Here is a 25,049-nt window from a genome sequence, read left to right on the forward strand (position 1 = left end):
CATGTGTGGGATTGCAGGAATTCTGGGGGTACGTCGCAAGATCGCCGAGCCTGCACTCGCGGCCATGCTCGCGGCCATTCCGCACCGCGGACCCGATGGTCATGCGATGGCGTTCTTCTCCCCGGAGCCGAACGGTTCGAACGGGCCGACGCCCGTTGGACTCGCCCACGGGCGCCTCGCGATCATCGAGCCGACCCCCTCGGGTCTCCAGCCCATGGTCGACGACAGCGGGGCGATCATCACCTTCAACGGTGAGATCTACAACTACCGCCAACTTCAGCGCGAGCTCGAGGCGGCCGGCCGGCCCTGCAAAACCAAGACGGATACCGAAGTTATTCTCAAGGGTTACGCAACGAAGGGCATCGAGTCGGCGCAGAGCCTGCGCGGCATGTTCGCCTTCGCCTTGCTCGATCCGAAGAAGCGCCTCGCGTGGCTTTGCCGCGACCGATTGGGCATCAAGCCGCTGTACGTTTACTACCCCAAGGGCGGTGGCTTGCTCTTCGCGTCGGAGGTGCGGCAATTGCTCGCCGCGGGCGAAGAATTGGTTCCGCGTCGCGTGTCGCCGGCGGCCATCGAGAGCTTCCTCGCGCAGGGCATGGTGTGCGGCTTCGACGCGCTCATCGACGGCGTGACCTTGCTCGGCCCGGGCGAATCGCTGGTCGTCGACTGGGAAGGACGCCCGCAGAAGCAAGTGAAGTACTGGCAGCTTCCGTTCGGCGACGGGATGCACTGCACGCGCGAGCGCGCCGTGGCCGATCTGACGGAGACGCTGCGCGAGGCTGTCGACTGCCACATGATTTCCGACGTCCCGCTGGGCGTCTTTCTCTCGAGCGGCGTCGACTCCAATGCGGTGGCGGCGGTGGCCTCCGGCGTGAGCCGCGATCCGGTGCACACCATTGCCATCGGCTTCGATCAGCCGCGCTTCGACGAGTCGGCGGAGGCCGAAGAAAGCGCGCACGTTCTCGGGACGACGCACACCACGCAGTCACTGCACGTGGGCGAGATGCTCGGGGACATCGAGCGCGTGTTCGCCGCGATGGATCAGCCCACGGTGGACGGGTTCAACACGTACTTCGTCTCGCGCGCAGCACGCAACGCCGGCCTCACCGTGGCCTTGAGCGGCGTGGGCGGCGACGAGCTTTTCGGCGGGTATGCAAGCTTCCGCGACGTTCCGCGCGCGCGGTTTCTGCGCAAGGTCACTGACCGGCTCCGCATGAACCGCGCGCTCGCCTTGGCCGGGCGCGTCGCCTCGTCCCGGCGCGGGGGCGTGAAGCTCGAGGAGCTGGCCCACCGGCCCGCGGATTTGCTTGCGCTGTACATGCTGCGGCGCGAGCTCGTGCTCCCGGCCGAACGGCGCGCGTTGATGGACCTTCCGCAGGAGGCCGATCCGTCGTCGGGCCTCGAGCAGAGCATTCTTCGCGCGCTGCGCGATGGCATGCCGGCCGACACGGCCAACGCCATTTCCTCGTTCGAGCTGCGCTCGTACATGCGCGACATGCTCCTGCGCGATGCCGACGTCTTCAGCATGGCCAACAGCCTGGAGCTGCGCGTGCCGCTGCTCGATCACCGGCTGGTAGAGGTCGCGTGTTCGCTGCCCGGGCGCTGGAAACGGCCCGATCCGCGCCCCAAGCCGCTCTTGATCGACGCCGTCGGTCCGCGCCTGCCCGAGCGGGTGCCACACCGGAAAAAGCGCGGGTTCACCTTCCCGTGGGAGGCGTGGATCCGCGGTGCGCTCAAGGAGAAGGCGCGCGCCAGCATCCACGCCGAGGACGTGTGGAAGCGGCTCGGCGTGAACGCGCAGGCGGCTTCCAAGCTGTGGGATCGCTTCGGTGCCCAGGATCCACGGTGCGGTGCGCCGCAGATGCTCGCGCTCTGGGTCATGTCGGACTTCGCCGCGCGGCATCGGTTGTACGCATGATGAACGGCGCCGCCCCCAACGTGCTCTTTCTGAACCCCGTCGGCGAACTCGGGGGAGGGGAAATGAGCCTCCTGGACCTCATGTCGTCGCTGCGCGCGCTGGCGCCGCAGGCGTCGCTCTCGCTGGTGACCGGCAGCGATGGGCCGCTGATCGATGCCGCGAAGGCGCTCGCCGTGGACGTGCGCGTGCTGCCCCTGCCTGCGGCCGCCGCGTCCGTGGGCGATGCGACGTTGGCCGCCGTCTCGCCGTGGGAGCGCGCCCGCCTTGCGCTGCGCGGCTCGGAGATGGTCGCGTACGTGGCGCGCCTCGCGAGCGTCGTTCGCGCCGCGTCGCCGGGCGTGATCCACTCCAACGGCATCAAGATGCACCTGCTCGGCGCCGCAGTGCGCCCGCGTTCGACGCCGCTGGTGTGGCACGTGCGCGACTTCCTCGGCGCGCGTTCGTTCTCGGCGCGCATGATTCGCATGGCCCGCCACCGCGCCGATCTCGCCATCGCGAACTCGCACGCGGTGGCCGAGGACTTCCGCACCGTCGCGCCGGATCTCCACGTGCGGGTCATGCACAACGGCGTCGACACCAGCCGGTTCACCCCCGAGGGGCGCACGGCGCCGCTCGATGCGATGGCCAGCCTCCCGCCGTTGCCCGAGGGCGGTGTGCGCGTGGGGCTCATCGCCACGTACGCGCGCTGGAAGGGACACGATGTCTTCTTCGAGTGCGCCAAGCGGCTCTTGCAGCGCAGCGGCGTGCCGCCGATGCGCTTCTACATCATCGGTTCGCCCATCTACACCACGGGTCGCGCTGGGCAGTACTCGTTCGAAGAGCTTCGGGCCCTCGCGGAGTCGCATGGCATCGCCGAGCACGTGGGCTTCGTCCCGTTTCAGCTCCGCCCCGATGACGTGTACCGTGCGCTCGACGTCGTCGTGCATGCCAGCACGCGCCCGGAGCCATTCGGTCGCACCATCGTCGAGGCGATGGCCAGCGGCCGCGCCGTGGTCGTCAGCCGCGCCGGCGGGGCCGCCGAGCTTTACGACGAAGGCGTGGATGCACTCGGAGTGCCTCCCGGCGACGCCGAGGCCATGGCCGAACGTGTGGCGCAATTGGCATCGGACGCCTCGCTGCGGAGCTCCCTCGGTTCTGCTGCCCGAAAAACGGCAGAACGCCGCTTCGCGCGCGATCGTCTCGGCGCGGAACTTCTTGCTATCTACGCGGATCTCTTTCGAGAAGGGATTCGACCGTCCGCTCGACGCAGTTCTTTCGCGTAGCCGTCACCAAAAAGGTGCGATGGGCGCGTGAATTTCTACGCGGTGTTGCGCCACGAACTCCCCGCGGTGTGATAGGGTCCCCCGACCCTAACCGCTGTCTCCCGCGAGAAAAAACGGATGTTCAGCGCAATCATCGCTTTCTTCCTGGCGACCGTGGTCGCCGCCCTGCTTACGCCGATCGTGAGGCGCCTGGCTCTTGCCGTCGGCGCCGTGGACGATCCCAGTGCCCGCCGGGTGCACACGCGCCGCGTGCCAAGGCTCGGTGGCATGGCCATCGTGCTGGGCTTTTTCGTCCCCCTGGTCGCCCTTTACGCGCTCGACACCCAGAGCGCGCGCATTCTGTTTTCGCAGCCGCGCGTGGTTGGCGGATTGGTCGTTGGCTCGCTCATCATGGCCGGGCTCGGTCTGTGCGACGACGTCATTGGCGTCGGCGCGAAGATGAAGCTCGCCCTGCAGGTCACCGCGGCCGTGCTTGCTTATGCGAGCGGCCTTCGCATCGACGGCGTGTCGCTTCCGTTCATCGGGGCGATCACCTTTGGCTGGGCGGCGCTGCCCGTCACGGTGCTCTGGTTCTGCGGCATCGTGAACGCGCTCAACTTGATCGACGGCCTCGATGGCCTCGCGGGTGGCGTGGCGTTCTTCGCGTGCCTGACCAACACGGTCGTCGCCTTCATGGGCCACAACGTATCGATTGCGCTGCTCTCGGTCACGTTGGGCGGCGCCATCGTGGGCTTCCTGTTTTACAACTTCAACCCCGCGAAGATCTTCATGGGCGACTCGGGAAGTATGTTCCTGGGGTTCGCCTTGGCCGCGAGTGCCTTGTTGGGCGCCGGCACGCAGAAGACGCCCACGCTCATCGCCATCATTGCGCCCCTGGTCGCGTTGGGGCTGCCCATCATGGACATGCTCTTCGCCATCGCGCGAAGGTTCCTGATGCGCCGCTCGATCTTCGCGGCCGATCGCGGGCATATTCACCATCGCCTGCTCGACCTGGGGCTGACCCACCGGCGCGCCGTGCTGGTGCTCTACGCGATCAGCCTGGCCTTCACGGTGATTGCCCTCGGCCTGCACTTCGGCCGTTCCTGGCAGGTGGGTGTTGCGCTGGTGGTGCTCACCACGCTCATCTTCGGTGTGGTCCGGTTCGTGGGGGCGTTCAGTATGACGTTCGCCTCGCACCGAGGGCTGGATCCGCTGGTCGACAAACTTCGCCGCGCCGTTCCCGACGTGATCGCGCGGATCTCCGTGGCGAATCTGGACGATTTGCCCAAGACGCTCGAGCGCTTCGCCGAGGAGCACGGGCTTCTCGCCGTCGAGGCGAAGGCTCCCTCCGGGGCGCGCATGGGCAGCTTTCGCTGGGAAACGTCGACGGCCCGCGCGGTGAAAGAGGCGGTATCGGCCAAGTTTGCGCTGGTCGATGCCACGTCGAACCCGCTCGAGCTCGAGTTTCAGATGGACAGCCCCGACGGGGTTGTCGGTCCGCAGGCGGAGATCCTCTTGCAACTCGTGGCCGACGCCGTAGAAAGCCGATTGCAGCGCGTGGTGCGCGCCCGCGCCGCGAGCGCATCAGGCCGCCTGCGGCCAGTTTCATGATGTGGGGGGCTCCGCCTCCAGGATGAGCAAGTAGTGGGGGGCTCCGCCGCCCCACGCCCCCCAGAAGCCCCCGAGAGAAGAGGATGAATCGGTGACGACGACATCGGCCGTTTTCGTGATCGCGGAAGCAGGGGTCAATCACAACGGACGCCTCGACTTGGCCCTCGAGCTCGTGGACACCGCAGCTCGTGCCGGGGCGGACGCCATCAAGTTTCAAACCTTCCGCGCCGAGTCGCTCGCCACGCGCAGTGCGGCCAAGGCGGAGTACCAAGAGAAGGCTACGGGGAAGGCCGGTTCGCAGCTCGACATGCTGCGTGCGCTGGAGCTCGACGAAGAGGCGCACCGCAAGGTGGTCGAGCGCTGCCAGGAGCGCCGCATCGAGTTCATGTCGACGCCGTTCGACGTCGACAGCGTCGGGCTGCTCACCCGCCTCGGTGTGAAGCGCTTCAAAGTGCCCTCCGGCGAGATCGACAACCCGCTCTTGCTGCGGGCCATCGCGCAGCAGAATACTCCGGTGATCCTCTCCACCGGCATGGCCACCTTGGCCGAAGTCGAGGGGGCCCTCGGCATTCTCACCGCAGCATGGCTCGGTCAGGAACGGCCCGGCAAGCCGGGCCTGGGGCAGGGGCCCGAGTCGCTCTGGTCGGATCGCGGCAAGGTGCTCGTGGCCGAGCGCGTGACGTTGCTTCACTGCACGAGCCTGTATCCTGCACCGGCCGAGGCGGTGAACCTGCGGGCGATGCAGACCATGCGCGACGCGTTCGAGACGCGCGTCGGCTACTCGGATCACACGTTGGGCGTCGGCGTCTCCGCGGCCGCCGTGGCCTTGGGCGCGACGGTCATCGAGAAGCATTTCACCTTGGATCGCACCATGGAAGGCCCCGACCACAAGGCCTCGCTGGAGCCCGAGGAGCTCGTGTCGTTCGTGGCCATGTTGCGCGACGTCGCACTGTCGTTGGGCAGCGCGCGCAAGATGCCCACCGCGGCGGAAGTTGCCATGCGCGCGGCGGCGCGTCGCTCGCTCGTGGCGGCGACGCCCATTCGCAAGGGCGAAGCATTCACCGCGGCCAACGTCGCCTTGAAGCGACCGGGCACCGGCATGAGCGGGCGCTCCTACGACGCGCTGCTCGGTCGAACCGCCTCGCGCGACTACGCCGAGGACGACTTGATCAAGGAGTAATCGCGCGTCACACCGCCGTCCAGCCGCCGTCGACGAGGAGGTGCTGGCCGGTGACGTAGGCGGAGGCGTCGCTCGCGAGGTAGGCGAAGGCGCCTTTCAAGTCTTCCTCGACGCTCATGCGCCCGAGCAGGGCGCGCTCGGTGTAGCGCTCCACGAAGCGCGGATCCTGACCGCGCGCCACGCCGCCGGGGCTCACGCAGTTCACGCGCACGCGGGGGGCCATCACCGAGGCCAAGTAGCGCGTCAGGTGCAAAATGCCGCCCTTGCTCGCGTTGTACGCGGCGGGGTTCGCCATCTTCGTTCCCTCGTAGAGACTCCATTGCGGTGCCACCACGCCGTAGATCGAGCCCACGTTGATGATCGCGCCCGTGTGCCCATGGGCGGACAGTGCCGCCTGCGCGCGCTGCGCCAGCTGGAATGGTGCCGTCAAATTCACGCGCATCGCGGCATCCCACGCCTCGACGCTCTGCTCTTGGAACGGCGCCGCGAAGCCGGCGATGGTGCTCGTGCCCACGAACGCCGCATTGTTGACCAGAACATCGAGCCGCCCGAAGCGTTGCACCACGCGATCGATCAAGGTGGCGGTTTCCTCGCTTCGTGACAGATCCACGGCGAAGCCTGCCGCCTCCACCCCGAAGACGCGCCCGAGCTCCGCGGCACGCTCGGCGGTGCGCTCCTCGTTCAGGTCGCTCAACGCGATGCGCGCGCCCGCTTCAGCGAGGGCTTCCGCGCAGGCGAGACCAATGTGACCTGCTCCCCCCGTGATCAAAGCGACGCGCCCGTCCAGGCGCAACATGTCGGCAACGCGTTTCACGCCGCGCAGCGTAAATCAAAGATGCACGAATGTGCACCATGCGATAGAAGAAGCCCCATGATCGAGCGGCGGCGCATTGCCGTTCTGACGACGGGACGACAGGACTGGGGCATCCTTCGCACCGTTTGTTCAGCCTTGAAGGAGCATCCTGCGTTCGACCTGGTGCTCGTGGCAGGAGGCATGGCCTGCTCGCCTCGATTTGGTCGCGTGGTCGATCTCATCGGCGAGGACGGCTTCGAGGTCGCCGCCGAATTGCCCTGGACCGAGGACGCCCAGGGCACGCCGCGCTCCGCGCTCGAGCAAGCCGGTGATGCGACGGCGCGCGTGGGCGAGGCTTTGACGCGGCTGGATGTCGATGCCCTCGTCCTGGTGGGCGATCGCTTCGAAACCTTGTCGGCGGCGCTTGCGGCCACCTTGGTGGGCATCCCCATCGTGCACCTGCATGGCGGCGAGCAAACCGAGGGCGCCATGGATGATGCCATTCGTCACGCGGTGACGAAGCTTGCGCACCTGCACCTGGTGAGCCACCCCGAGCACCGCGATCGCGTGCTCGCGCTGGGGGAAGATCCCGGCTCGGTGCACGTCGTCGGCGCACCGGGGCTCGACAACTTGGGCCGCGCCGATCTCCCATCCCGCGCGGAGCTGGAGGCGAAGCTGGGTATCGCGCTCGAGCCGCCGTTGGTGCTCGTGACCGTGCACCCGACGACCCTCGCCGCGCAGAAAGACGAAGACGCACGCGCCGTGGCCGCGGCGATGGAGCGCGTACCCGCGACCTACGTCATCACCTTGCCCAACGCCGATCCGGGCAACGAGCAAGTGCGCGCGCACATGCAGGGCGTGATCTCGCGCGTGCGCGGCGTGGCCGCCGAGGCGCTGGGTGAGCGCAATTACTGGGGCCTTCTGCGCCTGGCCGATGCACTCCTGGGCAACAGCTCGAGTGCGCTCATCGAGGCGCCCGCGCTCTTCCTCCCCGCCGTCAACGTCGGCGATCGCCAAAAGGGACGCCGTCGCGAGGCCAACGTGATCGACGTCGCCACGGATCCCGACGCCATCGTGGCCGCACTCGGGCGGGCCCTGGGCTCGAGCTTTCGCGACAGCCTGCGCACGGCCGGCGCCGAGACCACGGCGCCGGGGAGCATCGGCAAGAAGGCCGTGGAAATCCTAGCCGCCACGCACTTCGGGCGTCCGGCGCGGAAGAAGCCCGTCAACCTTGGGAACAAGAATGGCCCGTGAGCTCATCGTCCTCGGGGGAGGCGAGCACGCGCGGGTCGTCATCGACGCGGCGCGCTCCCGTCCCGGCGAATGGACGGAGCTGGGTTACTCGGATCGGCAGCCGGTGCCCGCCACCGACGAACGGCTGGGCTTGTCATGGCTCGGCCAAGACGATGAAGTCCTTGAGAAATACGGCGAGCGCGCCTTCTTCGTGCTCGGGGTGGGCGACCCCCGACGCCGCCGCCTCATCGCCGAGCGCCACCCGGGCGTAAGGTGGGCCAATGTAGTCCACTTGAACGCCAGGGTGTCCCCGAGCGTCCAAGTAGGCCATGGAATCGTGGTCATGGCGGGAGCCATCCTCAACACCGGGGCAAAGCTTGGCGATCATGCCATCGTCAACACGGGCGCCATCGTGGAGCACGATGTGAGCGTGGGCACTCTGGTGCATGTTGGGCCCGCCGTGGCCATCGGCGGAGGCGCACTCATCGGTGACCGCGCCACCTTGGGCCTCGGCGCCCGCATTCGCGACCACGTGACCGTGGGCGCGGATGCCGTCGTGGGCATGGGCGCCGTCGTCGTAGGAAATGTCGAAACCGGACTCACCGTCGTGGGGGTTCCCGCGCGGCCGTGGAGGAAGTGAACGTATGGATCTCGATGGATGCCTGATGAACGAAGGGCAGAAGCTGCGCGATGCGCTCGTGTGCCTCAATCGGAGCTCGGCGCAGATTGCCTTCGTCACCGACGCGAGCCTGCGGGTCATCGGCCTTCTCACCGACGGCGACGTGCGGCGCGCTCTTCTCGACGGCGCGTCGCTCGAAAGCCCCGTGAGGCCTTACATCAATCGCAACTTCGTCTCCGTCGATGCGAATGCCAGCCGCGTGCAGGTGCTCGAGCTGATGGAGGCGCGCCGCATCCACGGCGTTCCCATTTTGGATGACAAGCAGCGTCTCGTCGGCCTGCATCGCTTGCAGGACATCGTTCGTCACGAACGCCGCCCCAATTGGGCCGTGGTCATGGCCGGCGGGCGCGGTACCCGCCTCGCGCCGCTCACGCACTCGGTGCCCAAGCCGATGATCCGCGTGGCCGGCCGTCCCATCCTGGAGCGCATCGTCCTTCATCTCGTGGGCGTTGGCATCGAGCGCATCTTTTTGGCCATCAATTACCTCGGCGAGCAAGTCGAGCGGCACTTCGGCGACGGCCGCGCACTTGGCTGCCGCATCGAGTACTTGAAGGAAGATCAGCCCTTGGGTACCGGCGGTGCCCTGGCGCTGCTGCCCGAGGTGCCGAAGCATCCCGTGCTGGTCATGAACGGCGACTTGATCACCGAGGCGGACCTCGGCGGCATCATCGACTTCCACGAGCAGCACGCGTCCGACGGCACGCGCGCCACCATCGGCGTGCGCCAGTACTACCACCGCGTCCCCTTCGGTTGCATCGAGGTGGACGGCGATCGCGTGGTGGCCCTGGAGGAAAAGCCGACCTTGTCGCGCGTGGTCAACGCCGGCATCTACGTGTTCTCGCCCGAGCTCATCGCTCGGATCCCCAAAGAGTATTACCCGCTGACGCAGGCCATCGAGCAAGTCATCACCCAAGGAGAGACGGTGCGCGCATACGAAGTCAAAGAGGACTGGATCGACGTGGGGCAGCGCGATCAACTGCGCCAGGCGCTGGGAGACGTACCCCATGAGTGACGTGACCTCGTTGCGCGGCGCCACGGTGGTCGTCACCGGCTCCGCAGGGTTCATCGGCAGCCATTTGACCGAGCGCCTCGTGGCCGAGGGCGCGAAGGTCCGCGCCGTCGTGCATTACAATTCGCAAGGCGCGTGGGGATGGCTCGACACCATCCCGGCCGACGTTCGCGCGGCGCTCGACGTGCGCTTGGGCGACGTGCGCGATGCCGAGTGGGTTTCGGAGACATGCCGCGATGCCAAGGCGGTCTTCCATCTCGCGGCGCTCATTGCCATTCCGCACTCCTACGTGGCGCCGCGCTCGGTCGTGGAGACCAATGTGGTGGGCACGTTGAACGTGCTCGAGGCGGCGCGGCGCTGGGGTATCTCCCGTGTGGTGCACACCTCGACCAGCGAGGTGTACGGCACGCCGGCAGAGCTTCCCATTCGCGAGACGCATCCGCTCAACGCGCAATCGCCGTATGCAGCCTCCAAGGTTGCGGCCGATCAACTCGCGCTGTCGTACCAAAAGAGCTTCGGCGTGCCCGTGGTGGTGCTGCGCCCGTTCAACACGTACGGCCCGCGCCAATCGGCCCGCGCCGTGCTCCCGGCGATATTGACGCAGCTTCTCGCCGGCAAGAAGGAGATCAAGCTGGGGCGCCTCGACACGCGGCGCGATCTCACCTTCGTGGCCGACACCGTGGATGGCTTCGTGCGCGCGGCGGTGACGCCCGGCATCGAGGGCGAGACCATTCAGCTGGGCACCGGGACACCGCACTCCATCGAGGACCTGTTCACGATGTCGTGCCGCGTGACCGGCGTCGACGCCAAGGTGGTCACCGACGAACGCCGCCTGCGTCCCGATGCGAGCGAGGTGCTCGTCCTGCAGTCCGATCCGGCCGTCGCGGGTGCGCGGCTGGGATGGAGCGCGCGCACGTCCCTGGAAGAGGGCTTGCGCCGCACGTGCGACTTTTTGAGGCAACATCTCGGATCGTACAAGCCCAATGAACTCCACCTTTAAGAGAATCGCGCTTTCGGAACCGTCCCTTGTCGGCAACGTTCGCAACTACCTCGAGGAGTGCGTCGCGACGAACTTCGTCTCGTCCGTGGGGCCCTTCGTGGAGCGCTTCGAGCGCGCGTTCGCCGAGTTCGTCGGCACGCGCTACGCGGTGGCGTGTGCGACGGGAACGGCGGCCATCCACGTGGCCCTGCGCCTGCTCGACGTGACGCCCGAGGACGAGATCTTCGTCCCGACGTTGACGTTCATCGCCTCGGCGAACCCCATCGCCTACGAGCGCGCGCAGCCCGTGTTCGTGGACTCCGAGCGACAGACGCTCAACCTCGATCCTGCCGCCGTCGTGACCGAAATCGAGCGACGGGCGCGCAGCGGCGAGAAGATGCCGCGCGCGGTCGAGGTGGTGCATCTCCTGGGGCACCCCGCCAACATCGATCCCATCGTGGAGGTGTGCGAGCGCTACGGCATCCCCATCGTCGAGGACGCGGCCGAGGCCTTGGGCGCGACGTACACCGCGGGGCGCTTCGAAGGCAAGCAGGTGGGGAGCATTGGCCTCGTGGGATGCTTCTCCTTCAATGGCAACAAGATCCTCACGTGTGGTGGCGGCGGCATGATCACCACCAACGACGAGAAGCTCGCGCGGCGGGCCAAGCATTTGACCACGCAGGCGCGCCTCCCCGGAGCGGAATATCGCCACGACGAAGTTGGATACAATTATCGAATGACCAACGTGGCCGCGGCCATCGGGCTCGCGCAGTTGGAATGCATGCCCGACTTTTTGGCCCGCAAGCGCGCCATCGCCGCGCGCTACGATGCCGTGCTCCAGGACCATCCGGTGCTGACGCCCGCCGTGCACGCGCCATGGGCACATCCGTCCTTCTGGCTCTACACGGCCACGGCGCGCTCGGGCGGCCGCTCCACGCGCGATCGCATTCTGGCGAATCTGGCCGAGGTCGGAGTCGAAGCGCGCCCCATCTGGAGCCCGCTACACACCATGCCCATGTACGCAAAGGCCAAGCGGTTGAGCGACGGCTCGATCGCCGAGGAGTTGGCGGCTTCCAGTCTGAGCCTACCGTGCTCCGTCGGCCTGTCGGACGAGGATCGAGAGCGCGTCATTGCGGTGGTGAAGAAGGAGCTTACGTAGCTCGCCGCCATGGAAGATCGAGCAGGCCATGCTCGATCTGAAGTTCGAGCAGCCGGAACTCGCGCTCGTCATCGAGCGAGAAGGCGCGCGCCTCGGGGATCTCGAGCAGCAGGTGCTTGCCCGAGGTGAGCCACGAGGCGTCGGCGCCGAGGACGAAATCGCGGCGCCATAGGTAGAGCGCTCCGTTGACGCGATAAAACGTCGGCACGTCCTGCCGGCGCGCGTAAACCTTGCTCGCATCGAAGGCGCGCTCGATCCAGCCATCCTTCGCGGTCACGCCGACCCAGAATGGATTGAACGAGGGGCGCGAGCACGCCACGATGCCATCGATGTCGGGCGCCGCCGCGGCGAGCATCTCCACGGCCCGCGTGATGTCCTCGGGCAAACGTGCGGGGCTGGTCGGGTCGAGCAACAACACGCTCTCGTAGCGCCGCCCGTCTTGGGCCTCGGCCTGCTGCAGCGCATGCGCGAGCACGGGCATCATCGGCGAGTCGTCCTGCGCGAGCTCCGTGGGGCGCATGAAAGGCACGTCACCGCCGTGGGCACGGGCGATGGCCGCCACCTCGGCGTCGTCCGTCGAGACGACGACGCGCTCGACGATCGGCGCCAGTTCCGCGCATCGAAGCGTGTGCGCGAGCAGCGGAAGCCCGGCCAGCGGGCGAATGTTCTTTCGCGGCAGGCCTTTCGAGCCCCCGCGCGCCGGGACGACGCCCAGCACGGGATGAACCTTCATCCGTTTCTCCAATCTCGAATCGTTTCCATCGCGCCCGAGGCCGACGATGCGCGCGCCGCGTCGCAGAGCGCGATCGCGAAGGCGCCTTCGTCGAAGGACGTCAGCCGGCGGTCGTACGTCTCTCCGCGGGCGCAGGCGAGCAGAGCGAGGAACTGCTCCCGCATCATGCTGTTTCGTTCGCAGCCGACGTGGTTGACTTGCGTCGTTCCGCGGCTGCTCTTGACCGTCACCGTGTTCTCGACCGCGTCCCAAGCGATCTCACCCTCGTGACCAAAGGCCTCGATGAAGCGCCGTCGCGTGCGCGTCAGGTAGTCGAGACGCGTGGCCACCGTGGCGCCGCTCGGCACCCGCCAGAGCAGATCGGCCGCGGCATCGCTGGCGATCCCCAGAGAATCGCCGACGGTGAGCATGGCGGAGACCCGCTGCGGTCGCCCGAAGAGCCACGTCGCGTAATCGATCTCGTGCACCAGATCGCGCAGCACGCCCCCTTCGTCGGCGCGGGCCGCGTACGTGTAACGGTGGTCGACGTTCGAGCGCCACTCGGGAAGGTACGACTGGCACGCCACGCTCACGTGATGAACCGCGCCAATCTCGCCCAGGAGCTCCTTGAATCGGCGAAGCCCCGGGTGAAAGCGGAGGTAGCAGCCTACGGCAATGGTGCGCTCGTTCGCTGCGGCGACCTCCGCAAGCCGCGCGACGCCCGTCGCCGTGGGGGCGAGCGGCTTCTCGATGAGAACGTGGCACCCATGCCGCAGCAGCCGCGCGGCATCGTGAACGTGACGCCCCGTATCCGTGGCCACGATGGCCGCCGTCGGCTGCAGCGCCAGAGCGTCTTCCAGCGAAAGCGCCCTGTAACCCTGCGCCGAGAGCTCGTCCACTCGTTCGGCGCGGGCAGGGACTGCGACAGGCTGGATCCCTTCGATCTCCGAAAGCACCTGGAGGTGCCGCATCCCGATCGATCCGGTGCCGACAACGAGCACGACAAGCGACATCGCTGCAGCACCCTAGCATGCCGTTAAGAATGCCGCAGCTTGCGTGCCAAGCGAGCCCATGGAAATTTGGGCGGATGAAACTATCGCTCGAGCGCGAGGTTCTTGCTCAGTACGTGGCGCGTCAGGTCTCCAACACTTTCCCGGACGGCACCGTCACGGGCGACGCGCTGAGGCCCTACCACGAACACGCCCTCGAGCGGCTCGAGCACTGCTTTCGCCATGCGCGGGTCAAGTACTTCGCCGTCGGTGGAGAGCCGAGCTTCAATCATCTCAATACCGACCAGTATGCGATGTACCTCTACTTCCTTTCGAACTCGATTCACCGCATGCAGGGGGATCCCGCGCTGGCGTCCAAGATCTACGCGCTCAACAAGGCCCTTCATGCACTCGATGTCTATTACGAGGTCGCATTGCCGGACATCTTCGTTTGGCAGCACCCCGTGGGGACCGTGTTGGGGCGGGCCAAGTATGCGAACTACCTTTTCGTGTATCAGCGATGCACGGTCGGCGGGAACCTCGCGGGGGTCTATCCTACCTTCGAAGAAGGCGTCGTTCTTTACGGGGACACGGCCATCGTCGGCAAGTCACATATCGGTAAGAATACTTGGCTGTCGCTCGGGACGAAGATCCTCGACCAGGACATCGATGGCCATGCAATCGTCTTTGGTCGGTCGCCGGACATCGTCACGAAGCCCGCAAAGCGAAGCGTGCTCCAGACATTGTTCGGCCTGGACGGATGATGGATGACTGAGCCACACAGGCCGTAAAGCTTGAGCTCATGACCTAAAGCGTACACCTTGACGGCAACTCGCCGTCGCTACGAGACACAAAAACCAGGCTCGGGTCGGGAGTGCGACAGTAATCGCTCACCGAGCCTGGTTTTCTTAACTTTGTGTGCGCCACAGCGCTTCGATGGGCGTCTCTCCATCGGAAGATGACTGTTCCCGTCGTCCTGTGCCTGGTACGCTCCTTCGCGCGTTTCGCGGGTGGGGCTGCATTACGGTTCGGGGAGGGGGTGCTTAACTTGATGCAAGAGAACGCGCAATGCGTTGCGTTTCGTGGTCCGGGTGGTGAGGTGAGGGGTGCGTCCGAACAGTACGGAATCGTTCGGCACGCCTTTCTTCAGCACCATGGCACCCATCGAAATTCGAACATCGTTTCTCGTCGCTCACGAGCCGAATACAGCCGATCCATCGGGCATCATGATGCCGCGGTGCAACACCGGGTAGACCTCGTCGAGGCAATCCAGCTGAAGAAGACCGATATGCGCATGATCAAATTAGAGATCAGGCGCATCGGAGTGATTGCTTGGACGGACTCGGCGCCAACGTACCCGCGCACGATCGCATGTCACGGCAGCTGAACACCTACTTCTCGACGTGGGAGCATGTTCCAAATGAGACGTTGTAAGCGATGCCATCTTCCAGAGACGTACGAAACCATCGAGTTCGACAACGAGGGCATCTGCAACATTTGCAAGTCGACCGAGCACAAGAAAGTCATCGATTGGGGGGCACGCAAGGAGCTGTTGGACGCTCTGGTGGAGAAATATCGAGGCAAATCGGATTACGACTGCATCGTCCCCTTCAGCGGAGGCAAAGACAGCACGTTCCAGCTGTATTACCTCATGAAGGAATACAAGTTGAAGCCACTGGTCGTACGCTTCAACCACGGCTTCATGCGTCCCACCGTGCGCGAGAATGCGGAGCGCACCCTCAAGCTCCTCGGGGCGGACTTCCTCGAGTTCACGCCCAACTGGAAGCTGGTCAAGCGCGTCATGCTGGAGGCGTTCAAGCGCAAGACCGATTTTTGCTGGCACTGCCACTCGGGCATCTACACGTATCCGCTGCAGGTGGCTATTCGCTACAATGTGCCACTTTTGTTCTGGGGCGAGCCGCTGGCCGAGATATCGCATTATTACGACTATCTCAACGATGAGATAGAATACGAAGACGAGACGAAGTTCAATATGTGCCGCAACCTCGGCATCACGGCCGAGGATATGCATGGCATGATCGATTCGCCGGAAGATCCGGTCGATCGGCGCGATTTCATCCCGTACACGTATCCCGCCCTCAAGGAATTGAAGCGCATTCAGTACTGCAGCGTATGCCTCGGCAGCTTCATCCCCTGGGATTACACGAAGAACTCCGAGATCATCATGCGGGAGCTCGGCTGGAAGAACGACGAGCTCGAAGGCGTGCCGCTCGAGATCAACGGCCACGGCGAGAAGATCGAGTGCTTCATGCAGGGGGCGCGCGATTACATCAAGTACATGAAGCGTGGGTACTCGCGGGCGACGCAGATCACCGCCTTCCACGTGCGAAATGGCCGCATGACGCCGGAGCAGGCGCTGCCCTACGTGATGAACGAAGGAAAGCGACCGCCTTCGCTCGATGTCCTGCTCGGATACCTCGGCATGACCGAGAGCGAGTTCAACACCATCGTCCGCGCGACGGAGGTGTCGCCGTACCATCACGATTACGGCCGCACCGATGAAGCACCGCGCGTGTGGGATCAGGACCTCTGGTACAAGGAAGCCGCTCCTGACGCCGGCGCGAGCAACTCACGCGTTTACTTGAAGGTCGTATGATCGGCATCGTCGATTATGGCGTGGGGAATCTGCGGTCATTGCGCAATGCCGTGGATCACGTCGGTCTCGACGTCGCCGTTCTCACCGATCCCGAGGCCCTCGCCGCGTGCGACCGACTGATCCTGCCCGGGGTCGGTGCGTTCGGCTCCGCCGCGGCGAACCTGCGTGCGCGCGGCTTCGAGGCCGTGGTGCGCGCGCACGCGGCGGCTGGCAAACCGCTTCTGGGGATCTGCGTCGGCATGCAGCTCCTCGCCGACGTGGGGCTCGAGTTCGGCGAGCACGCCGGCTTGGGCCTCATCCCCGGCAAAGTGCGCCCGCTCGAGTCGTCGCGCGAACACCCCACCCCGCACGTGGGCTGGAACGACGTGACGATTCAGCGCAAGCACGCGATGTTCGACGTGCCAAGCGCGTCAGCCTCCCCTTGGGGGAAGAAGAACGTCGACTACTACTTCGTGCACTCGTTCTACTTCGATGCGGCGAACGCGGAAGATGTCGTCGCCCTCTCGGAATATGGCAGGTCGTTCCCCACGGTGGTGGCGCGCAAGAACGTCGTAGGGTGCCAGTTCCATCCAGAAAAGAGCCAGGCGGGCGGGCTCGCGTTTCTGGAGCGCTTCGCCGAGTGGGATGGCACATGCTAAAGCGTCGCGTCATCCCCGTCCTGCTTCTGCGCGGCGATCGCGTGGTGAAGGGAAAGCAGTTCACCGACTACCGTGATACGGGCAATCCGGTCATGGCCACGCGCGTCTACAATGCGCAGGCGGCCGACGAGCTTCTCTTTCTGGACATCGAGGCCACGGTCACCGGCCGCTCCCGCCTGACGGAGATCCTCTCGCGCGTCTCCGAGGAGGCGTTCATGCCGTTCGCCGTGGGCGGCGGCATCCGCACCAAGGCCGACGTGCGTTCGCTCATCGCCGCCGGTGCCGACAAAGTCGTCATCACCACCGCCGCGGTGGAGACGCCCGAGGTGGTCTCCGAGGTGGCCGAGACCTTCGGCAGCCAATGCGTGATCGCCGGCATCGACGTTCGCCGCGAGGATGGCCGCTACGCGGTGTACGTGCGCTCCGGCCGTGTTCGCACGGAGCTGGACCTGCAGGAGCACGTGCGCAACCTCGATCGACGCGGTGCGGGGGAAATCCTGATCAATTCCATCGATTGCGACGGCATGATGGGAGGGTACGACCTCGATATGCTGGCCTGCGCCGTCGAGGCTACGAACAAGCCGGTCATCGTCTGTGGGGGCGCGGGCAACTTCCGCCACCTCGAGGAAGGGTTGCGTGCAGGTGCACATGCCGTGGCCTGCGCGAGTCTATTTCACTTTGGAGACAACAATCCACCGCGGGCCAGAGCCTACCTGAAGAACGCGGGGTTCCCAGTCAAGAGGGTCTAGGAGGGTCCATGAATATACTTTTTTTGATGACCGCACGCGGCGGCTCCAAAGGAGTGCCGCGCAAGAATCTGCGTGAACTTTCTGGCCTTTCCCTCATTGGATACAAGGCCGGTGCCGCACGGCGCTCGAAATACTGCCAGCGCATCGTCATTTCCACGGACAGCGAAGAGATTCAGACCGAGGCTCGTCGGTTCGGGGTGGAAGTTCCCTTCACGCGTCCCGCGGAGTTGGCCTCGGACACGGCGTCCAGCGCCGACGTGATCTGGCACGCCATGGATTACTTCGATGAGACGGAGGGGAAGGGCCATTTCGACGCCATCATGCTGCTCGAGCCCTCCGCGCCCTTCGCACGGGCCGAAGACTACGATCGTGCCGTAGAGCTCATGATGCGGACTCGGGCCAACGCCGTCGTCGGCATGCGAAAGGTCGAGGTGAGTTCCGTCTTTGTGGGCGGGCTGGACGCCGAGGGCCGCATTCCGACCATCGTCCGGAAGATGCGCGAGTTTCGCTCCTCGCCCGGGCGGCAAGAGGTACCGGCCGAGTACACGATGAATGGGGCGCTTTACCTGTTTGGCTGGGACTATTTCCGCGCGCACCGGAACATCTACCACGACGAGAATACGTACGGCCTCGTGATGCCGCAGAACGTCTCCCTCGAGATCGACGAAATGCACAATCTGGCCTACGCCGAGTTTCTCGTCGAACGAGGCTACGTCGACAAGAGCGATTACGTCCTCGGCAGCGGCCCCAAGGCAGCGCCGGTGGCGATTCCATCCCTCAAGGAGGCTTCGTGAGTTCGAATTCGGCAGGTGACAAGGGCCGCGGACAGCGGCTCTACGACAAGGCGCGCACGCTCATTCCGGGTGGGACGCAACTGCTCTCCAAGCGCCCCGAGATGTTCCTTCCCCAGCAATGGCCCGCGTACTACTCGCGCGCCAAGGGCGCGGAGGTGTGGGATCTGGATGGGCGTCGCTACCTCGACACCTCGCACTTCGGCGTCGGTGCCTGCGTCCTCGGGTTCGCCGACGAAGACGTCGACCACGCGGTGCTCGGCGCGATCCAATCCGGGACGATGAGCACCCTGAATGCGCCGGAGGAAGTGGAGCTCGCCGAATTGCTCGTCGAGCTGCACCCGTGGGCGGACATGGCCCGGTTTGCGCGCTGTGGTGGCGAGGTGATGGCCATTGCCGTGCGCATCGCGCGCGCAGCCACGGGGCGCGACAAGGTGGCCTTCTGCGGCTACCACGGTTGGCAAGATTGGTACCTCGCGGCGAACCTCGCCACCGACGCATTGGGGAATCACTTGCTGAGCGGGCTCGAACCGGCGGGCGTTCCGCGCGGGCTGGCGAACACGATGTTCCCGTTCATGTACAACGACATCGCGCAGTTCCGCCGGCTGGTGGAGACCCACGGCCACGAGCTCGCGGCCATCGTCATGGAGCCGTGCCGCGCCGAAGGGCCAGCGCCCGGTTTCCTCGAGGAGATCCGCGAGACGGCGACACGCCTCGGCGCGGTGCTCATTTTCGACGAGGTGACCACGGGCTTCCGCGTCCTCACGGGCGGTATCCACCGCAAATTCGGGGTAAATCCGGATATGGCGGCCTTCGCCAAGGGCATGGGCAACGGCTATGCAATGGCCGCGGTCATCGGAACGCGCGCGGTCATGGAGGCCGCGCAATCCTCGTTCATCAGCAGCACGTATTGGACCGAACGGGTCGGCCCGGTGGCGGCGATTGCCACGATCCGCAAGCACCTCGCCAAGAACGTGCCAGAGCACCTCATTCAAGTGGGGCGCACCGTCCAGGCCGGGTGGAAGCGCGCCGCCGAGCAAACGGGGCTGACGATCCACGTCGACGGCATCGAGCCCCTCTCGCATTTCGATATCAAGTGCGACCACAAGATGGCCGTGGTCACCTTGTTCATTCAAGAGATGCTGGACCGCGGCTTCCTCGCTTCGACGCAGCTTTATGCGTCGTACGCGCACCAGCCGGCGCATTTGGAGAAGTACCTCGCTGCGGTGACGGCGTCCTTCGACGTGGTGGCGCGCGCCCTCAAAGAGGGCTCGGTGGAAAAGCTCCTGCGCGGTCCCGTGAAGCACTCCGGTTTCCAACGCTTGGCGTGATCTTCGCAGAAGAGAGAATTCACAGGAAGGCGGGAAGGCGGGAAGGACTGCCGGCACGCAACGCTTTTTTGGGTTTTCAGTTCGCTCAGTGGGCGAAATGGAAACTCAAAAACCTTCCCGTCTTCCTGTGAATTTCTCTCTTCTGGGAGCCGTCTACAGCGTCGAGACAGGCGGCACGAGAAGAGCTGCGCTTCCCGTGACGATCATCGCGCGATCGATGGCCACCAGCCCATCGCCCTGTACCCGCACGCGCACGACGTGATTGCCTTCGGCCAGGACGGGGCTGCTCCAGATGGCCACGTTGCCGCGGCGGGCGCCCTTCAAGCTCACGCTCGCCTCGGGACCGCCGTCGATGGAGATTCCCGCGGTGCCGTGGGTCGAGTCGTACACGCCATAAAGAACCACGCGCTGGCCGATGAACGATAGGCTCGCCGTGTCGCTGGCGCCGTTGCTCCACGAGTTGTCCCCGCTGAAGCAGCCGCCGTCGCAGGGGCCGTGTTTCCAGCCGGCGCCCACGTAATGGAATTGGTTCACACCGCCGCCGCGGATCGAGTTGTTGACGTCGTTCACGAACCCAAATCGGTATTCGGCGCCTCCGGGAACCGTGCTGCCTTGGAAGGGCAGGGAGGTCACGCTGATGCGCTTGCTCGGTAGCCCGGGCGCGCTGGCCGTGAGCGTGATGATCCCCGAGCGCCCCAAGGCCGACTTGAGGTAAACCGCACCGCGGCCTGCCTCCAATGCGAGCGGGCTCTCGCCCACCAGCGCCCCGGGACCGCTGACCGCGAAGCTGACGTTGGCCGCGTTGTCGGGCACCGCCTGGTCATGGCCGTCGAGCGCCTTCACCGTGACCCGCGTCATGTCCGCGCCATCGGCGGCGATGGTGCGATCATCGATGTTCAATTCGAGCTTCGTCGCCACCCCTGGCGTGTATTGCGTCGCCGTCTCCGCCACGCGCCCGCCGATCCAGCAATCGGCCCGCAGGTTCCCGGGCGCGAAGGCCACCTCGTCGAACTGGAAGAACGGGTGCGGCAATCCAGTGTAGGCGTTCGGGGTGATTTTCCCCTTCGACGCGCCGTTGGCGAAGAGCTCCACCTGTTCGCAGTTGCCCGCCACGTAAACCTTGTTGGCCGAGGTGGGGGCCCAATAATGGTCGATGGCCACGTACGGCTCGTAACGCGCGGGATCGCGCTGCGAGGAGAAGACCGAGGCCGAGAACTTGGGCATCCGGAAGATGTCCGAGACGCCGTGGTAACAGGTTTGGTCGCGGCAGGATTTGCTATCGAACGTCGTATTGTAGTCGAACGCGCACCAGCCCAGCGCCCCGGAAATGTTCGTCTTCTCGCCGGCCTTGCTCTGCACCTCCAGGTGCGTCTCCATCGTCCGAATCAACGTGGCCTCGGGATCCCACGCCCGATGCGGCCGCGTGTGCCCCACGGATTCCGTGATGAGCCAGGGAAGAACCACGGGGTCCAGCGCGGTGCTGGAAAAGTCGTTGTACGTGAAGACATCCTCGAGAAACTCGCTATGGCTGTTGTTCGCGGCGCGAATGCCCGACGTGGGGCGCGAGGGATCGAGCTGGCGCGCGCGCGTATTGGTCGCCGTGTAGAAGTCGTGATCGTCCTTCGATTCGTTGATGCGCACGCCCCAGCTGATGATGGCGGGGTGGTGCCGATCGCGCAGGATCATCTCCTCCACGTTGTGGACCGATACGTCCTTCCATGCCTGATCGCCGATGTATTCCCACCCGGGGATCTCTTCCAAGACGAGCAGGCCGATCTCGTCGGCCCGGTCCAGGAACTCCGGGTCTTGCGGATAGTGCGACGTGCGCATGATATTCAGGCCGAATTCGTACTTGAGAATGTCGGCATCTTTGACTTGCAGCCGGTTGGGCGCGGCGCGGCCGACGTAGGGATACTGCTCGTGCCGATTCAACCCGCGCAGCTTGAGCCATTGGCCATTGATGTAGAACTTGCCGTCCGTCTTGTCGAAGCGCGCCGACCGAATGCCCACGCGAACGGAGCGTTCGTCGGTCGCACGGCCATCGCTTCGAACTTCGTTGCGTGCAGTATACAGATACGGCGAATCGGGATGCCAGAGTTGGGGCGACGGCACCACGATGTCGTAGCTGATCTCGGCCGCGGCATGCGCTTCCACGGTTTGGGTCGCCGACCCCGTGGCCACGACCTTTCCGCGCGCATCGACGAGGGTCGTGCTCACCGTGGCCGGCTTGGCCGCATCCCCATCGTTGCGAACCGTGGTTTTCGCGCGGAGTGTCGCCTTGTCCGATTCGATGGACGTGGTGCTCACGAACGGCGTATCCGCGTGAAGCGGGTTGGTGACGATGAGGTTGACGTCGCGAACGATGCCGCCCCAGACGTAGTAATCGATCTTGCCGCCTTCGGGGGGTAGGTCGCGGCGTTCCGTCGAATCGACTTTGACGGCAATGACGTTGTCGGCACCGCCGAGGCGCACGAAATCCGTCACGTCGAAGGTGAACGACGTGTACGCACCTTGGTGCTGCCCGACCCAGGTTCCATTGACGTACACGTCGGCAACCTTGGCCACGCCTTGAAACTCGACGGAGATTCGCTTCCCCGCGTAGTCGTTCGGCAGCACGAAGTGCCGGCGGTACCAGGAGACGGGGACCTCGTAATCGATCTTCTTGAAGCCCTTGTGGGGGTGAATCCGAAAATAGGGCAGGGTAACCGGCACGAAGAACGATTCACTCGATTCCTCGGCCGAAACGACCTGGCCATTTCCACTTGGGACGTCGCCGGCAAAGAGCCACTCCGTGTTGAAATTCAATGTCTGCCGCGGCGAACGTCCGAGCGACGATTCCGTCTCGCCATAAGGGGATACTTCATCGTGTCCCGCGCACGCCGCCAACACCGCGGCGCTCGCCACCGTCACGAGTCGTTTCATTGGGGTCTCCTAGGGTTTAGGGTTTAGGGTTTAGGGTTTAGGGATCAGAAAGAACTCTCTTCCCTAACCCCTAAACCCTAACCCCTAAACCCTCCCCATCCATACGCGCGGGGTGCGCACGCCGGGACGGACTTCGCCACTCACGATCACCATATCATTTCCCCAATGCACGGCCGGTGTCGTCACCGGCGGCGGCCCTGGGAAATGGCCGATCTCTCGCCACGTGTGCGACGATAGGTCATAGCGAAGGATTTCGACGTTGTCGCCCGTGTGATGATCGTAAATCCAGGTGATGACGTCGTTGTGCGCGGCCCGCTCCGGAGAGCCTGGCGGATATTGATTCATGAGCGCCGTTTGCTCCTGAATTCGATTCCATCGATCGATGTCTTTGTCGCCACCCATCACGAGGATGTGGCCCTGACCGGTGGCAAACGCGAGGCCCGCGGTGATGCACCACGGTAAATCCGTTTCACGCGACCATGTGCCTTGGCGCGGATCGTAGGCATGAACATCGCGGTAGAATTGCCAGGCCCCGCTCGACGTTCCGCGACCGCTCAGGAGAAAGAAGCGGCCGCCCAGCGCGACGCCGACGGCCACGCTGCGCGGATCGCCCGGCCACCGTGGCAAGGTTTGCCAACCGGACGACGGATTCGCCAGATCGAGCGACCAGAAGTCTCCACCCTCGGCCACGTACACCGTGTCGGCGACGATCCCGGCGACGGCGTAGGACACGCCCCGCGGAAGATCGGGGAGCGCCTCGGTGACGAGGTCCCCGCGCGCCGGCTCGAAGCGCATGAAAAAGACATGCGGGAACGACTCGATCGTCGCCTTTTTGGTCCCATTGGGCCCGCCGCGAAAGCCTTCCCCGCCGACGACCAGCACACCGCGCGGTGTGCTCAGCGTGGCCGCGTAGGCGATGCTCATGGGCAAGCGGCAGGTCGTGTCGAGCCACGCATATTGGCCGTCGCCGGTGCGCGGCAACACGAAGACCTCGTCCCAATAGACTTTGCCCAGCACGGTGTCGCGGTTGCTCGTCTTGCCCGGCTCGGGAAAATTGGCACCACCGGCCGCGAGCAGGTAATCGCCGTGCGTGCCGGCGAGCAACCCTGCCAGCCCGAGCTGCCGCCAATACGGCTGCGCGACGGGAATGTGCGGCGACCAATCGACGCGATTCGGCGGCAACGGTGGCAGCTCTCGCCACGTTAGCCCGTCTCCGTCGACGTCATCTTCGCAACCCGTCGCACCGGTCATCGTCGCGGCGGCCGAAAGTCCGAACAGCCCCAGCACACCCCGCCGGCCGATGGCGGTCACGGCCCCACCTCGCGCAACGGAATGCGCTGAAAGACCATGGTCTCGTAGGGACCCGTCGAACCCGTCTCGTACAGGAGCCCGAGGGTCGCCGGATCGAGCTGCACCAGATCGGAATACGCCGCGGGTAGCGTCGAGACGGAATAGCCGTCGGCCCAGGTCGCGCCGTCATCGTGGCTCACGCGAATGCGCATGGCCGCACGGGTATTCGCCTGCGACGGACCGGAATAGAAAAGCGCTCCGCGAGCCGGAAGCACGCTGCCCTCCACCTTGGGCGTGACCAAGGTATCCTGCACGGCGTACGGCGCATCCAGCGATTCGCCGCCATCGGAGCTGTACGCATCGACCCGATGCTGCGGGGCGCTGCCCTGATTGCGGCTGTTGAAGTACAGAACGCCGTTGGACAACTCCGCGACCGTGCTCTCGTTGGGGGCGATGATGCCATCGACCGGGCCATCGGTGAAACCGATACGCCAGGTCCGCCCCCCATCATCGCTGATGATGGCATGCCCACCGTAGTACTTTGCCTCCGTGCCCACGTCGGGTGATCCTTCGGGCGGAGCGCTCGAATGGTTCGACGGCACCACGATGCGGCCTGCATGGACGCCATGCTGCAGCACGATGGCGTGTCCGGGCCCGGTGGCGTACCAACGCCAATTCGCGGCTTTGGTGTCCGCCGTGATGTCGCGGGCGGGCGACCACGAGCGTCCGCCGTCGGTGCTGCGCTGCACGAACACGCGGCGCGTGTCCGCGGCCGAGGCGGCACCGGACATGATTTGCTTCTCGGTGACCCTGCCGTTGCGCGTGGTCAAGAGCACGATATCGCCATTCCAGGCGACCGCCGGGCTCGGGTTGCCTGCGGTCGCGTCGCCATTGCTGGACACGACGCTCAGCGGTCCCCAGGAGCATCCGCCGTCGTGCGAGGTCTTCGAAACCACGGCAATGGCGCCGCTATCTCCTGCCGAATCGCGCCGCGCCTCCGCGAAGGCCAGCACGGAACCAAACCGCGTCCGCACCACGGCCGGGATGCGAAAGGTGTGATACCCCTCCGTGCCCGAGGTGAACGGCACCGAGGACGTACAGCTGCCCGCAGCCGCCGGGGATGCCGTGGTGGCCGTGACCGGTGAAATGGCACACATGAGTGCGAGCAGAATTGCGCGCGGGGGCAACATGCTTTCCTCCTGTCAGGG

The 25,049-nt window shown here is 65.4% G+C and carries 21 protein-coding genes; 15 read left to right on the plus strand and 6 right to left on the minus strand.

What is annotated here, in order from left to right:
* Position 1: 1 nt before the first annotated feature.
* The 4 genes from asnB to neuB all read left to right on the plus strand — a co-directional run bounded on the left by asnB (position 2) and on the right by neuB (position 5,950).
* The gene (gene asnB / locus LVJ94_14195) at positions 2-1,918 is read left to right on the plus strand and encodes an asparagine synthase (glutamine-hydrolyzing) (protein WXB08383.1); all 1,917 of its coding nucleotides are present in this window, start codon (positions 2-4) and stop codon (positions 1,916-1,918) included.
* On the plus strand, positions 1,915-3,180 hold the full coding sequence (locus LVJ94_14200; GenBank protein ID WXB08384.1) for a glycosyltransferase family 4 protein: 1,266 nt from the start codon (positions 1,915-1,917) through the stop codon (positions 3,178-3,180). Before asnB ends, LVJ94_14200 begins: the two co-directional genes overlap by 4 nt.
* 117 nt (positions 3,181-3,297) lie before the next feature.
* Positions 3,298-4,770 (plus strand): undecaprenyl/decaprenyl-phosphate alpha-N-acetylglucosaminyl 1-phosphate transferase, encoded by a 1,473-nt coding sequence (locus LVJ94_14205; GenBank protein ID WXB08385.1) that lies wholly within the window; start codon positions 3,298-3,300, stop codon positions 4,768-4,770.
* A 91-nt stretch (positions 4,771-4,861) separates the two neighbouring features.
* The gene (gene neuB / locus LVJ94_14210; GenBank protein ID WXB08386.1) at positions 4,862-5,950 is read left to right on the plus strand and encodes an N-acetylneuraminate synthase; all 1,089 of its coding nucleotides are present in this window, start codon (positions 4,862-4,864) and stop codon (positions 5,948-5,950) included.
* A 7-nt stretch (positions 5,951-5,957) separates the two neighbouring features.
* Here the strand turns inward: neuB and LVJ94_14215 are convergent, their stop codons facing one another.
* Positions 5,958-6,764, minus strand: coding sequence for an SDR family oxidoreductase (locus tag LVJ94_14215; protein WXB08387.1), 807 nt, complete (start codon positions 6,762-6,764; stop codon positions 5,958-5,960).
* A 57-nt stretch (positions 6,765-6,821) separates the two neighbouring features.
* On the opposite strand from LVJ94_14215, the gene neuC reads away from it, so the two are divergent.
* The 5 genes from neuC to LVJ94_14240 are packed head-to-tail and all read left to right on the plus strand — an operon-like array spanning position 6,822 to position 11,802.
* The gene (neuC, locus tag LVJ94_14220; protein ID WXB08388.1) at positions 6,822-7,997 is read left to right on the plus strand and encodes a UDP-N-acetylglucosamine 2-epimerase; all 1,176 of its coding nucleotides are present in this window, start codon (positions 6,822-6,824) and stop codon (positions 7,995-7,997) included.
* Positions 7,987-8,616 (plus strand): NeuD/PglB/VioB family sugar acetyltransferase, encoded by a 630-nt coding sequence (locus tag LVJ94_14225; protein ID WXB08389.1) that lies wholly within the window; start codon positions 7,987-7,989, stop codon positions 8,614-8,616. The genes neuC and LVJ94_14225 overlap by 11 nt, the downstream gene beginning before the upstream one ends.
* Before the next feature lie 4 nt (positions 8,617-8,620).
* Positions 8,621-9,667 carry a nucleotidyltransferase family protein gene (locus LVJ94_14230; protein ID WXB08390.1) on the plus strand — a complete coding sequence of 349 codons (1,047 nt, stop codon included), beginning with the start codon at positions 8,621-8,623 and terminating at the stop codon, positions 9,665-9,667.
* Complete coding sequence (locus LVJ94_14235; GenBank protein WXB08391.1) at positions 9,660-10,664, plus strand: GDP-mannose 4,6-dehydratase; 1,005 nt, start codon at positions 9,660-9,662, stop codon at positions 10,662-10,664. Before LVJ94_14230 ends, LVJ94_14235 begins: the two co-directional genes overlap by 8 nt.
* Positions 10,648-11,802, plus strand: coding sequence for an aminotransferase class I/II-fold pyridoxal phosphate-dependent enzyme (locus LVJ94_14240; protein WXB08392.1), 1,155 nt, complete (start codon positions 10,648-10,650; stop codon positions 11,800-11,802). The genes LVJ94_14235 and LVJ94_14240 overlap by 17 nt, the downstream gene beginning before the upstream one ends.
* On the opposite strand, the gene LVJ94_14245 is transcribed toward LVJ94_14240, so the two are convergent.
* Both LVJ94_14245 and LVJ94_14250 read right to left on the minus strand, forming a co-directional pair.
* Positions 11,795-12,535, minus strand: a complete 741-nt coding sequence (locus LVJ94_14245) for an acylneuraminate cytidylyltransferase family protein (protein WXB08393.1) — start codon at positions 12,533-12,535, stop codon at positions 11,795-11,797. The genes LVJ94_14240 and LVJ94_14245 overlap by 8 nt on opposite strands.
* Entirely contained in the window at positions 12,532-13,527 is a 996-nt protein-coding gene (locus tag LVJ94_14250; protein ID WXB08394.1) for a Gfo/Idh/MocA family oxidoreductase, read from the minus strand. The genes LVJ94_14245 and LVJ94_14250 overlap by 4 nt, the downstream gene beginning before the upstream one ends.
* Before the next feature lie 74 nt (positions 13,528-13,601).
* Between LVJ94_14250 and LVJ94_14255 the strand changes: the two genes are divergently transcribed.
* The 6 genes from LVJ94_14255 to LVJ94_14280 all read left to right on the plus strand — a co-directional run bounded on the left by LVJ94_14255 (position 13,602) and on the right by LVJ94_14280 (position 19,629).
* Entirely contained in the window at positions 13,602-14,267 is a 666-nt protein-coding gene (locus LVJ94_14255; protein WXB08395.1) for a hypothetical protein, read from the plus strand.
* 656 nt (positions 14,268-14,923) lie between these two features.
* Positions 14,924-16,120, plus strand: a complete 1,197-nt coding sequence (locus tag LVJ94_14260; GenBank protein WXB08396.1) for an N-acetyl sugar amidotransferase — start codon at positions 14,924-14,926, stop codon at positions 16,118-16,120.
* Positions 16,117-16,758 (plus strand): imidazole glycerol phosphate synthase subunit HisH, encoded by a 642-nt coding sequence (gene hisH / locus LVJ94_14265; protein WXB08397.1) that lies wholly within the window; start codon positions 16,117-16,119, stop codon positions 16,756-16,758. Before LVJ94_14260 ends, hisH begins: the two co-directional genes overlap by 4 nt.
* Positions 16,752-17,507, plus strand: a complete 756-nt coding sequence (locus tag LVJ94_14270; protein ID WXB08398.1) for an imidazole glycerol phosphate synthase cyclase subunit — start codon at positions 16,752-16,754, stop codon at positions 17,505-17,507. The genes hisH and LVJ94_14270 overlap by 7 nt, the downstream gene beginning before the upstream one ends.
* A gap of 8 nt (positions 17,508-17,515) precedes the next feature.
* Positions 17,516-18,301 (plus strand): acylneuraminate cytidylyltransferase family protein, encoded by a 786-nt coding sequence (locus LVJ94_14275; protein WXB08399.1) that lies wholly within the window; start codon positions 17,516-17,518, stop codon positions 18,299-18,301.
* Complete coding sequence (locus LVJ94_14280) at positions 18,298-19,629, plus strand: aminotransferase class III-fold pyridoxal phosphate-dependent enzyme (GenBank protein ID WXB08400.1); 1,332 nt, start codon at positions 18,298-18,300, stop codon at positions 19,627-19,629. The genes LVJ94_14275 and LVJ94_14280 overlap by 4 nt, the downstream gene beginning before the upstream one ends.
* 153 nt (positions 19,630-19,782) lie before the next feature.
* On the opposite strand, the gene LVJ94_14285 is transcribed toward LVJ94_14280, so the two are convergent.
* The 3 genes from LVJ94_14285 to LVJ94_14295 all read right to left on the minus strand — a co-directional run bounded on the left by LVJ94_14285 (position 19,783) and on the right by LVJ94_14295 (position 25,031).
* A complete protein-coding gene (locus LVJ94_14285; protein WXB08401.1) occupies positions 19,783-22,551 on the minus strand; it encodes a DUF4982 domain-containing protein in 2,769 nt (922 codons plus the stop codon).
* 84 nt (positions 22,552-22,635) lie between these two features.
* A complete protein-coding gene (locus LVJ94_14290) occupies positions 22,636-23,862 on the minus strand; it encodes a hypothetical protein (GenBank protein WXB08402.1) in 1,227 nt (408 codons plus the stop codon).
* Entirely contained in the window at positions 23,859-25,031 is a 1,173-nt protein-coding gene (locus tag LVJ94_14295) for a glycoside hydrolase (GenBank protein WXB08403.1), read from the minus strand. Before LVJ94_14295 ends, LVJ94_14290 begins: the two co-directional genes overlap by 4 nt.
* Positions 25,032-25,049 lie beyond the last annotated feature (18 nt).

The sequence above is a fragment of the Sorangiineae bacterium MSr11367 genome (assembly GCA_037157805.1).
Lineage (GTDB): Bacteria > Myxococcota_A > Polyangia > Polyangiales > Polyangiaceae > Pendulispora > Pendulispora rubella.